The 12,321-nt window shown below is 32.3% G+C and carries 10 protein-coding genes; 7 read left to right on the forward strand and 3 right to left on the reverse strand.

Annotated elements, in window-relative coordinates; genetic code table 11:
• Positions 1-84 precede the first annotated feature (84 nt).
• Complete coding sequence (locus RM697_RS08180; RefSeq protein ID WP_311427380.1) at positions 85-768, reverse strand: response regulator transcription factor; 684 nt, start codon at positions 766-768, stop codon at positions 85-87.
• A 237-nt stretch (positions 769-1,005) separates the two neighbouring features.
• On the opposite strand from RM697_RS08180, the gene RM697_RS08185 reads away from it, so the two are divergent.
• Positions 1,006-2,766, forward strand: a complete 1,761-nt coding sequence (locus RM697_RS08185) for a T9SS type A sorting domain-containing protein (protein WP_311427381.1) — start codon at positions 1,006-1,008, stop codon at positions 2,764-2,766.
• An 82-nt stretch (positions 2,767-2,848) separates the two neighbouring features.
• Complete coding sequence (locus tag RM697_RS08190) at positions 2,849-3,829, forward strand: LuxE/PaaK family acyltransferase (RefSeq protein WP_311427382.1); 981 nt, start codon at positions 2,849-2,851, stop codon at positions 3,827-3,829.
• Positions 3,830-3,991: 162 nt separating this feature from the next.
• Here RM697_RS08190 and RM697_RS08195 read toward each other — a convergent pair whose 3' ends face one another.
• Positions 3,992-4,510 (reverse strand): hypothetical protein, encoded by a 519-nt coding sequence (locus RM697_RS08195; protein WP_311427383.1) that lies wholly within the window; start codon positions 4,508-4,510, stop codon positions 3,992-3,994.
• 145 nt (positions 4,511-4,655) lie between these two features.
• Here RM697_RS08195 and RM697_RS08200 point away from each other — a divergent pair, with 145 nt between their 5' ends.
• Both RM697_RS08200 and RM697_RS08205 read left to right on the forward strand, forming a co-directional pair.
• Complete coding sequence (locus RM697_RS08200; protein ID WP_311427384.1) at positions 4,656-5,594, forward strand: NAD-dependent epimerase/dehydratase family protein; 939 nt, start codon at positions 4,656-4,658, stop codon at positions 5,592-5,594.
• A 76-nt stretch (positions 5,595-5,670) separates the two neighbouring features.
• Entirely contained in the window at positions 5,671-6,108 is a 438-nt protein-coding gene (locus tag RM697_RS08205; protein ID WP_311427385.1) for a hypothetical protein, read from the forward strand.
• Positions 6,109-6,160: 52 nt separating this feature from the next.
• Here the strand turns inward: RM697_RS08205 and RM697_RS08210 are convergent, their stop codons facing one another.
• Positions 6,161-7,222 carry an endonuclease/exonuclease/phosphatase family protein gene (locus RM697_RS08210; protein ID WP_311427386.1) on the reverse strand — a complete coding sequence of 354 codons (1,062 nt, stop codon included), beginning with the start codon at positions 7,220-7,222 and terminating at the stop codon, positions 6,161-6,163.
• A gap of 134 nt (positions 7,223-7,356) precedes the next feature.
• Here RM697_RS08210 and RM697_RS08215 point away from each other — a divergent pair, with 134 nt between their 5' ends.
• From RM697_RS08215 to RM697_RS08225, 3 genes are all read left to right on the forward strand, one after another.
• Complete coding sequence (locus RM697_RS08215) at positions 7,357-10,191, forward strand: carboxypeptidase regulatory-like domain-containing protein (protein WP_311427387.1); 2,835 nt, start codon at positions 7,357-7,359, stop codon at positions 10,189-10,191.
• 101 nt (positions 10,192-10,292) lie between these two features.
• Complete coding sequence (locus RM697_RS08220) at positions 10,293-11,738, forward strand: DUF5689 domain-containing protein (RefSeq protein WP_311427388.1); 1,446 nt, start codon at positions 10,293-10,295, stop codon at positions 11,736-11,738.
• A 201-nt stretch (positions 11,739-11,939) separates the two neighbouring features.
• Positions 11,940-12,155, forward strand: coding sequence for a hypothetical protein (locus RM697_RS08225; RefSeq protein ID WP_311427389.1), 216 nt, complete (start codon positions 11,940-11,942; stop codon positions 12,153-12,155).
• The last annotated feature ends 166 nt before the right edge of the window (positions 12,156-12,321 follow it).

Below are 12,321 nucleotides of genomic sequence, written 5' to 3' on the forward strand. Positions count from 1 at the left end.
TATTGTGGTAATAAAAAGCGAAGTCTTAATCGCAAATTTATATGTCTTTTTAAAACTCAAAAGAAGATAATTAAAGGCTTGTATTTAATCTACAAATTTGTAACCTACGCCTTTAACCGTTTTAAAAGAATTGTTACCAATTTTTTCGCGAAGTTTTCTAATGTGTACATCAATAGTTCTACCACCGACAACGACTTCATTTCCCCAAACTTTATCTAAAATTTCTTCGCGCTTAAATACTTTACCTGGCTTTGATGCTAACAAAGATAGCAATTCAAACTCTTTTCTTGGTAAAATGATTTCTTTTCCTTTATTGGTGATTTTATACTCCTCTCTATTAATAATCAGTCCTCCAACTTTTAGCACTGGATCAGATGTATCTTCTTCCTTGAGACGTCTCAATAAGGCTTTAACTTTACTAACAAGAACCTTAGGTTTTACAGGCTTTGTAATATAATCATCTGCTCCAGCTTCAAACCCAGCTACTTGTGAGTAATCCTCACCTCGTGCAGTTAAGAAGGTTATGATGGTATGTTGTAATTCAGGGATTTTACGAATGTGTTCACAAGCTTCAATACCATCCATTTCAGGCATCATAACATCCAAAACAATAAGGTGTGGTTGTTGCTTTTTTGCAATTTTAATACCTTCTAAACCATTCTCAGCAGTGTAGACTTGATAACCTGCAGCGGTTAAATTGTAGCCTATGATTTCTAGAATATCTGGTTCATCATCTACCAATAAAATCTTAATATCTTTCTTTTTCAAGAGTCTTATTTATTAATTATTCTTGAAAGTAAAGATACGCATTAAACATAATTTATTTAAGCTACTTTAATTTGGTAACAATATGCTAACATTGATAAAATAATTTCTAAACTTATTTCGATCTAGCTATACCTAATGTTATTTTATTGTAAAAACATAATTAATAGCCTAATAGAATCCTACCAGCTCAGTTTTATGCTTATATTTGTATGCTTAATTTTTTACAACAAACATATTATGAAAAAACTTTACTTTTTATGTGTTGCACTAGCTGTAACATCTTTGTCTTTTGGACAAGCTTTAATAAATGAATTTCAGCCAAATGCTGCTGGAACAGATCCAGATCCAATGCCATTTGAACTTAAAGGAACGCCAAGTGCCTCCTTTTCTGGATGGATTTTAAGTGTTGAAAGTGATCCAGGTGGTGGTACAGGTACTGTAGATAGAGCGACTCAAGTTTCTGGAACATTTGACGCAAATGGTTTATTAGTAGTTAATATTCCTGATTTAGAAAACCCGTCTTTCACTGTAATATTATGTGAAAACTTTACTGGTACTGCTGGTACTACAGATTTTGATACTGATAATGATGGTGTTGCTGATGATATTTCCACAGTTACTAATGTGTATGATGCTATAGGTATTCCAGATAACACAGGTGATGAAGCACTTCTTTATGGTGCTCAGTTAGGTGGTCAAGATTTTACTTATACAGGAGACGAGCCTGGTTTAGTATTTAGAGATGGCGTAACTAATGATTGGTATGCGCTTAACGAACCGTTTGATGGTACAAGTGTATATGCATTAGACGCTAGTACTGTTATGGCATCTGATTTTAGCCCTGCTGTAGCTTTAGCTGGAAATTTCGGAACAGCAAATCCTGTTTATTCTGCACCAACAGATCCAACAATTACTATTACATCACCTTCAGATGGAGCTACTTTTGCTCCAGGTACAACGTCTGTTGATATTGATTATACTGTGTTAAACCCAACAGGTGGAACAACTATTGATATCACTGTAAATGGTACAACAACAAGTGATATTATGGCTAATCCATTTACTATTATGACTATGGATGGTGAATCTTACACGGTTGTTATAGAAATGGTTGATGGTGGAGTTTTAGATTCAGACACCATTACTTTTAGTGTAAGTGGTTTAGAACAAGTGGCTAATGTTGCTGCCTTAAGAGCTGGAACAATTGGTAACACTTATGAGCTTACAGGTGAAGTTTTAATTACATATTTAACAAGCTTTAGAAATCAGAAACATATTGAAGATACAACTGGTGGTATTTTAATTGATGATAACGCAGGGACTATAACATCGCCATACGCTTTAGCAGATGGTATTACTGGTTTAGTCGGCACTTTAGGAGAATTTAATAATACATTACAATTTGTGCCAGTTGAAGATCCTGGTACTGCATCATCTACAGGAAATACCTTAACACCACAAGTTGTTTCTTTTGCAGACTTAAATGCAAATCCTGAAAATTACGAATCAGAATTAGTACAAGTTATTGCTGTTGATTTTGATAATACTGATACTAATTTTAATAATGGATTAGAAATAGAAATGACGCAAGGCTTAGATATTTTTAATTTTAGAACAGCCTTTAATGAAGACTACAGTAGCGGTACTATTCCTACAACAGCGTCTGATGTTACTGGTGTTATTTTAGATCGTTCAGGAAGTTATTTCTTAATGGCTAGATATGCTTCAGACTTTTCTTTTAATGTATTATCTGTTGAGTCTTTTGAAACAAACGCATTCTCTATGTATCCTAACCCAACAAGTACTGGTTTTGTAAATATCTCTTCTAATAACGCTGAAGCATTTACAGCAGAAGTTTATGATATTTTAGGAAAGCAAGTGAAAAACCAAACGGTTTCTAACAACAGGTTAGATGTTTCAGATTTAGTATCTGGAATCTATATTGTTAAGTTAACTCAAAACGGTGCATCTACAACTATGAAATTAGTGATTAGATAATCCTAAAAATTCAATATTTTAAAAGCGTTGCTAATCGGCAACGCTTTTTTATTTTATATACTTTTGCTTTAGAATTAAATTCATGGATTTAAAAGAAGCTATTTTCAAAATTAAAACCAAAGAAGACTTTGAAAGTTTAGCGCTTAGTGTATTTAAATTTCAGTATAAAAACAACGTTGTATATCGTTCTTTTTGTGACCTTCTTTACAAAAATCCTTCAGATATAAGACGTTTAGAAGATATTCCTTTTTTACCTATTCAGTTTTTTAAGTCACATAAGGTTTTAACGGCTAACAATAATATAGAACAAATCTTTACCAGTTCAGGAACAACAGGAAATATTACGAGTAAGCATCATATAACAGATATAGAAATTTATAAAAAAAGTTTTCGTAATGGTTTTATTCAACATTATGGAGCTATAGAAGATTATGCGATTTTAGCTTTATTGCCTTCTTATTTGGAGCGTAAAGGTTCCTCTTTAATATATATGGCTGAAGATTTCATAACGCAATCTAAGCATAAAGAGAGTGGATTTTATCTCAATGATTTTGAACAACTTTCTGAAACGCTTCAAAAATTAGAAGATCAAAAACAAAAAACGCTTCTACTAGGAGTTTCTTTTGCTTTATTAGGCCTTATTGAATATAGAACGTTTAAACTAAAGCATACTATTGTTATGGAAACTGGAGGTATGAAAGGCAGACGAAAAGAAATCATTAGACAAGAACTACATAGGATTTTAAAAAACGGTTTTGGAGTGAGCAAAATTCATAGCGAATATGGTATGACAGAACTTTTAAGTCAAGCTTACTCTCAAGGTGATGGTATTTTTAAGTGTTCTAAATGGATGAAAGTATTAACAAGAAACACGGAAGATCCTTTATCAATTCAGTCTTCTAATAAAACAGGTGGTCTAAATATTATTGATCTAGCCAATCTAAACTCTTGCTCTTTTATTGCAACACAAGACCTTGGTTCTGTTTACGATGATGGTACTTTTGAAGTTATTGGTAGGTTTGATAACTCTGATATAAGAGGCTGTAACTTAATGGTACTTTAAAAAAGTGTAAGTAATCCTAAATTAAAACGACTTAATAAGCGACTATAATTAGAATATAAAAATCTATGAAAAAGAGAGATTAATCTTATTATAGTTGGTTGGTTGATTTAAAAACGCCTGAACTCTCAATGAGCTCAGGCGTTTACTTATTGTAATAATTAATTATTCTGGTCGATCTATATTGTTTGCATCAAACTCAATTTTTTTGTTCACTTGTAAATTTAGGTTGGACATTGCGGATAAAACTTCAGTTATAGACTGCAAAAGCTCGTCTCGTTTAGGGTTATCGAGGTTAAGCTCATTATGAAGCTTTAAAATAGAGGTCTCAACAACAACGATTCTAGATTTTACAGGTTTAGAATTTACCGTTTCAGGGATTTCAGCTTTAAGATCATTGATTAGGGCTTTTATAGTTTCTTTGTCTGCTTTAAAAAAAGAAAATTCAGCCTCCTTGAGTAATTCTATCTGAGACATTAACTCTTGATACTTTGGCCAATCGTGTATTAATTCTTTAGCTTTTATATCTAAAATATAATCCTGATACTCTAACTTTTCAATAGTGATTTTGGAAATTACAGATTGTGTCTTTTCTTCTTGGGATACATCTTCAGAAGATTCGTTTTGCTTCTCTTCACAAGAAACAATAAGAACTAATACTAAAAACCAAATTATTTTTCTCATTGAAATAATAGCAATTTAACTGACCGCTAATATATTAAACTATTTAATGACCAGATAATTATTCTTTAACTGTGATTTTATTAGATTTTAAGAAAAAAAGGATCTTATTCTTATTATTTTTGAGTCATAAAATACTTCATTATAAATGGCTTCTAAAATTTTAATCATTGGTGCTTGTGGTCAAATAGGTACTGAACTTACCACAAAATTACGAGATACTTATGGAGTAGAAAACGTAATTGCTAGTGATATTAATACTAGAAATTTAGATCTTGTTAATTCTGGTCCTTTTGAAATTTTAGATGCAAAAAACTTTAATGCTATACATGATTGTTGTAAAAACTACAATATTAAAACCGTGTATTTAATGGCAGCTTTGCTCAGCGCCACAGGAGAAAAATATCCTATGGAAGCATGGGATTTAAACATGAATTCTCTTTTTCATGTACTTAATTTAGCCAAAGACAATATTATAGATCATATATTTTGGCCAAGTAGTATTGCTGTTTTTGGTCCTACTACACCTAGGATTAATACACCTCAACATACCATTTGTGAACCTACAACAGTTTATGGTATTACTAAGCAAGTTGGTGAGCGTTGGTGCGAATACTATCACCAAAGATATAAAGTAGATGTAAGAAGTGTTCGTTATCCTGGTATTATAAGCTGGAAAACTCAACCAGGTGGAGGCACAACAGATTATGCTGTAGATATTTTTCATAAAGCGGTTGAGCAAGGTAGTTATGAGTGTTTCCTAAAAAAAGACACCGAATTACCTATGATGTACATGGATGATGCTGTAGATGCTACACTTCAATTAATGCAGGCTCCAAAAGAAAATATAACTATAAGGTCTTCTTATAATTTAGCAGCTCTTAGTTTCACTCCTGAGATTTTAGCGGCTATGATAACTAAAGAAATACCTGAGTTTAAAGTGACCTATAAACCCGATTTCAGACAAGATATAGCTGACTCTTGGCCTTCCTCTATTGATGATACTTTAGCCACTAGAGACTGGAATTGGAAACCAAACTATAACCTTGAGCAAATGACCAACATCATGCTCAAAAATTTAAAATAAATTTCATTTACTAAGTGCTACTTAGCTCTTAAGGTTAAGTTTTACTACTTTTGTTTTACATCAATTAACTTAAAACATGAATACAATTAAATTTTTACATTCGTATTGGGCATATTTAGTATTACTAATTTTAGTATTAGCTACAGGTAATGCGATAATAAAATACTTTGGTAAGAAAGAATTTGGAGCTTCAGATTTTAGAGTGTCTTTATTTGCTCTAATCGTTTCGCATATTCAATTTTTGCTAGGTATAATTTTATGGTTTGCTATGGATTATATTGGTACTATACAAGAAACAGGAATGGCAGAAGTTATGAAAATTAAGGCTCTAAGATCTAATATTATTGAGCATCCTACTACAATGCTTATTGCTATAGTACTCATTACAATAGGATATTCTAAGCATAAAAAACAATTAACTTCTAACGGAAAATTTAAGACTCTATCTATATTTTACACATTAGCTCTAATTTTAGTACTAGCTAAAATTCCCTGGGACATATGGTTTAAGTAAATAAAAAAAGGCAACATTTTGTTGCCTTTTTTTATAATTCTATTTTTCTTTTTTACTTAGACGTGTCTTCTTTAATAACGTAAACATAAACAGGGAAGTGATCACTAAATCCTCCAGTGAATCCTCCATCAGAGAAACTACGTTTCGGGTAACCTTTCCAACGACCTCTTTTATTCGTTAAATAGGTTTTATTATGAATTCCTGCTCTAAAAAATCGGTAAGACGAATAATCTTTTTCAAGTAAAGGTTTTGTTATTAAAATCTGATCAAATAAACTCCAAGCATCTCGCCATGCTGTTGTACCTAAACCCTCTTTTTTAAACATATTTTCATAAGGATTATAAATACCTTTCAGCTTTACTTTGTCTCTATCATTCTCTGCTTGCAGAACCTCTTTAACACTGTCGTTGGTTGGATCATCATTTAAATCTCCCATCGTAAAAATTTTAGCATATGGGTCTTCAGCTTGAAGAGAATCTATAAGTTGCTTACTCAACTTTGCTGCACCAACACGCTTAGATCTACTCCTTGCCTCACCTCCACTTCTGGATGGCCAGTGATTAACAATAACATGAATTGGATCTCCATCTAATTGACCACTTACCAATAATTGGTCTCTGGTAAAAACACGTTTACGGGTTTGGTCATCATAAATTTTTAACTCGTGGGTGCTATGACTTGTTGGTCTAAACAACGCCTTTTGGTATAATAACGCAACATCGATTCCTCGTCTATCTGGAGATTCATAATGAATAATTCCGTAATCTTTAGCTAATAGTAATGGATGGTTTACAAGATCCACTAATACTTGTCTGTTCTCAACTTCGCATACACCTAAAACTGCAGGTGTATTTTTTGCCATATCTGTTCCAATATCTGCAACGACTCTGGCCATACTGTTAATTTTTTTCTTGTAAACTTCCTTAATATCAATCTTCATCTCCATTATTGGACTAGCCTCATCAAACTTTAACGGATCATTGATGGTATCAAACAAATTTTCGAGGTTGTAAAAGCCAATAGTATGGATTTTATAGCGCTTCTTTTCTTGAGAAAAAGAGCCTTGAACAATCAATAGACTCAATATAAACAACGTAAGCTTTATGGATTTCATTCTTAGTATATTATGTTAATGTTATTTTGTAAACAAAACTCGCGCCAAAAGTATAATATTATTATAAATAACTTAAATTTGCACGCCTTAAATAATTATTATTTAATGTAAAAGACAATTAACTTTAATTTCACATGAAAAAAAACTTTTTTAATTTTTTGATGCTTGGGATTTTGCTAACGCTGTCTTCTTTTGCGCAACAAACCAAAATTATTGGTAGTGTAAAAGATGCTGTAACCAATGAATCCATTCCTAATGTAGTTATTACTATAGAGGAAACGTCTCAAACAACAAAAACAAACGCAAAAGGTGAATTTAGTTTTACAGAAAATGTTCCTTTAGGAGAACAAGTTCTTAAGCTTGAAAAGCAAGGTTATTTAACCGCTAGATTCCCAATCGTTGTAAACGAAGGAGGTACAGTAAACATTACAGATATGTTTATGCAAATTGATGTTACTGATACTCCAGATTTATTTTCAATTACACTCTCAGATGATGAATTATCTGGCGATGATGCAGGAGCAGATAATATTTCTGGACTTTTATCATCATCTAGAGATATCTTTAACCGAACTGCAGCTTTTGAATTCAGTTCATCATTCTTTAGACTTCGAGGCTTAGACTCTGAAAATGGTAAAGTAATGATCAACGGTGTTGAAATGAACAAAATGTTCAACGGAAGACCTCAATGGAATAATTGGGGCGGAATGAATGATGTACTTAGAAACCAAGAGTTTACTAATGGCCTAATGCCTTCTGCTTTTAATTTTGGTAGTGCTTTAGGAACAACAAATATAGATACCAGAGCTTCTCACTATAGAAGAGGTGGTCGTGTAACCTATTCCTCTTCTAATAGAAGTTATACTAACCGTTTAATGGTTAAATATTCATCTGGTCTTGTTGAAGGTGGTTGGGCTTACTCGTTTTCCTTAGGAAGACGATGGGGAGATGAAGGTTACCAAGACGCAACATTCTATGAAGCAAATTCTTTCTTTGCAAGTGTTGAAAAGAAAATTAACGACAAACACAGTATTAACTTCACTGGAATGTATGCACCAGTTAGAAATGGAAGATCTTCATCTAACACCCAAGAAGTTTTTGATCTTAAGGGTATTAAATACAATGAGTTTTGGGGATTTCAAGATGGCCAAAAACGTAACTCTAGAGTTCGTAGAATTGAAGAGCCAATAATAATGTTAAACCATTATTGGACTTTAAATGATAAAACATCAATAAATACAAATGTGGCTTATCAGTTTGGTGAGTTTGGAGGTAGTAGATTAGATAATAATGGTACTGATTTAATTACTAATTCTTCAGGTTCTATCTCTTATGAAGGTGGTGGAGCAAATCCTAGCCCAACCTATTATCAAAAACTTCCATCGTACTTATTAAGAGAATTTCCTGATGATCCAGGGATTGCATTTGGCGCACAACAACAATTCTTAAATGATGGTCAAATAGATTGGGACGCAATGTATACAGCTAATATTTCAAATGCTCAAGGAGGTGGAAATGCACGTTATGCATTATATGAAGATCGTAACGATGATAAAAGTTTAACTGTAAATTCATTTATAACAACAGACCTTACAGAAAAAATTCAATTAAATGCTGGTATAAATTTCAGACGTCTCAAATCTGAAAACTTTGCTGAAATTATTGATCTTTTAGGTGCAACAACATATTTAGATGTTGATGGATTTGCAGAAAGTGATCCTACACGAGCACAAAACGATTTACAAAATCCTAATAATTTAGTTGGTGTTGGTGATAAGTTTAGATATCATTTTAACATGTTTGCTAACGAGATCGGAGGATTTGCTCAGGCATTATTCAAATACAATAAAGTTGATTTTTATTTAGCAGCTAATGTTACAAATACTTCTTATCAAAGAGAAGGGTTATTTGAAAATGGTGCTTTCCCAGGTGATCGCTCTTTTGGTAAAGGTGAAAAAGTTAATTTTACTGGCATTGGTGCTAAGGTAGGTGCAACTTACAAAATAACTGGTAAGCATTTAATAGACTTTAACGGAGGTTATTTAACAAAAGCACCTACACTTAGAAATACATTTTCTAACTCTAGAGAAAATCACGACATCGTACCTAATATCACAGAAGAAAAATTATTGTCTGCTGATTTAAGTTATATCTACAGGTCACCAATTATTAAAGCAAGGTTAACTGGTTTTTATACAAAAATAGAAGATGCAAATGAAATTTCGTTCTTCTTTGCTGATGGTATAGGAAATATCAATGCAACCTCAGATTTAGAATCTGCAGCAGCAGATGATTCTAACTTTGTACAAGAAATACTTCAAGGTATAGATAAGCGTCATATAGGAGCCGAATTAGGTATAGAAGCGCAAATAACACCAACAATAAAACTTAAAGGTGCAGCCTCATATGGCCAATATACTTACGATAATAATCCAAACTTATATATTGCATCAGAAGATTTTGCTGCATTTGCAGTAGGTCAATCTACTTTAAAAGATTACAGATTAGCAGGTGGTCCACAAAAAGCTTATTCAGTTGGTTTTGAATACAGAGATCCAGATTTTTGGTTTTTCGGAGCTACAACAAACTTCTTTGATGATACCTTTGTAGATATTAGTCCATTAAACAGAAGTGCAAACTTTTATACAGATGTAGATGGCCAAGTTTTTACAGATTACGATGAAGATGAGGCAAGAGAATTATTACGCCAAGAAGAGTTTGATACTTATATGACCGTTAATTTAATTGGTGGGAAATCATGGAAAATTGGTGACTATTTTGTTGGTTTCTTTGCGAGTATAAATAACTTGTTAGACAAAGAATTTAGAACAGGTGGTTTTGAACAAGGTAGAAATGCTAACTTTAGACAATTACGTGAAGATAGAAGCCTTGGCACTCCAGTTTTCGGAAATAGGTATTGGTATGGTAGAGGAGCAACGTATTTCCTAAATGTATACTTTAGATTTTAAAAACAAGAATAAACTTTTAATAATTATATAACGATGAAATGAACCTATAAATATTATATGGTAAATTACATTAGACTTAAAGAAACAAAAAATTAGAACAGATGAAACAGTCAAACAAATTTTTAACTTATATCAGCTTAGCAATAATGATACTTACTGTATCTTCTTGTGTAAATGATGATGATTACAGCATTCCTCCTATCGATGTAGAGAGTGTTAATCCAGCTACTGAGTTTGCATCACTTTTTAATGGTGTAATGACTAACGCAACTGAAACAACATTTAACGCTGTAGTAGGACGTTATGAGCAAGCTGTTGTTGATGGTGATCAGATAGGTGTATTTTCAACTGAATTCGACACACCTCAATATATAACAGGATACGTAGTTTCTAGTGACGAAGGTGGTAACTTCTTTGAAGAAATTATCGTTCAAAATTCAGTAGATGATCAAGACCCAGATGGTGATACAAGACAAGGTATTAAAGTAGAAATAAACACACGTTCACTTTCCGATACTTACGATTTTGGCCGTAAAGTATACATAAAATTGAATGGTCTTGTAGTAGGAGAATCTAATGGTGTATTAACTTTAGGAAGAGCAGAAGGTAACGATGTAGGACAAATACAAGAATTTGAATATAGAAACTTTGTCGTTAGAGATGCAGAAGTGGCAACAATTACTCCTAAAATGGTTAATCCAAATGATTTAACTGAAACTGATGAAAACACTTATGTTCAGTTATCCAATATGCAAATAAACAGAAATCAACTAACGCTTACTTTTGCCGGTGAATCTTCAGATGAATTTGATGGTTTTAGAAGTTTAGAAAGTTGTGAAGGTGGTGGATCTATAACGCTACAAACAAGTACTTTTGCAGATTTCAAATCGTTACCAGTGCCTCAAGGTGCAGGAAGTATATCTGGAATATTTACAAGAGATTTTGGCGATGACCTTAACGTGTTTGTTATTAATTCTATCGCAGATATCGATATGGTTGGTGAACGTTGCGATCCAGATTTCTTAGAATGCTCAACATCTGGAAACGGTACTTCAACTATTTTTGATGAAAACTTTGAATCTTTTGGAACATTTGATTCTGAAGGTTGGATTAACTTAAACATAAATGGCGGAAATGTTGATTGGGGCGAAGGAAGTTTTAGTGGTAATGCCTATGCTCAAATTTCTGGATTTAGCTCAAACGAAAACCCAATTACGGTTTGGTTAGTAACACCTATGATAGATCTTACAGGAACTACAGGAGCAAATTTATCTTTCGATGTGCAAACAAATTTTAATAACGGTAATATTCTTTCTGCGTTTATAACAGATGATTTTACTGGTGATGTTACTACAACAGAATGGCAAATTCTTGATGTTTCAATTCCTGAAGGTAGCTCAACTGGTTTTGGTAACTTCGAATCTGTTGGTCCAGTAAATATTTCTTGTTTATCTGGAGAAGTTTATGTAGCATTCTTCTATGAAGGTGCCGATCCTGGTCCTACAACACGTTATCATATAGATAATGTTGAAGTAAAAGTAGACTAATTTAAAATTTTTATACATTACAGCCGCATTATTAATAATGCGGTTTTTTTTATGTTCGATATTCTATTTTTTAACGTCTTTAATTATTATAAAACGTCATTAAAACGTAAGGCAAATAAAGTTGCAGTAATTTATATTTCTTTACTTCAAATTACGTCATTTATATTATTTGGTATTCTTTTTAGGCTCTTTTGTAACCAAATGAATATCTCTGTACTATCTTCTGAATCCTCTTGGGCATTTTCAATAATGGCTTCAATCTTTATATATTTTAATAATTGGATGACCTACACAGGTAAAAAAAGGATAAAAATAAAACCAAGTATTAAAAACGCTACCAATTACAATATTTGGTTATTATGGTCTTTACCAATGGCTATAACTTTTCTATGTGTTTTATTATGGAATAAATTATAGTTTAATTTAAATGCATGTATAGCTTTTCGTCGCCTATTTTTACACTTAATCTATTAAGGAAATCTATACACCATTCAAAAAAGGTTTTTTATTAACTTCAAACTTTCCTTCAATATTTAGTGTTCTACTTAAAAATTGAAAGAAAGAAATTAACTAACTTAATAAA

The organism is Microcosmobacter mediterraneus, from assembly GCF_031846265.1.
In the GTDB taxonomy this organism is placed as follows: Bacteria; Bacteroidota; Bacteroidia; order Flavobacteriales; family Flavobacteriaceae; genus Microcosmobacter; species Microcosmobacter mediterraneus.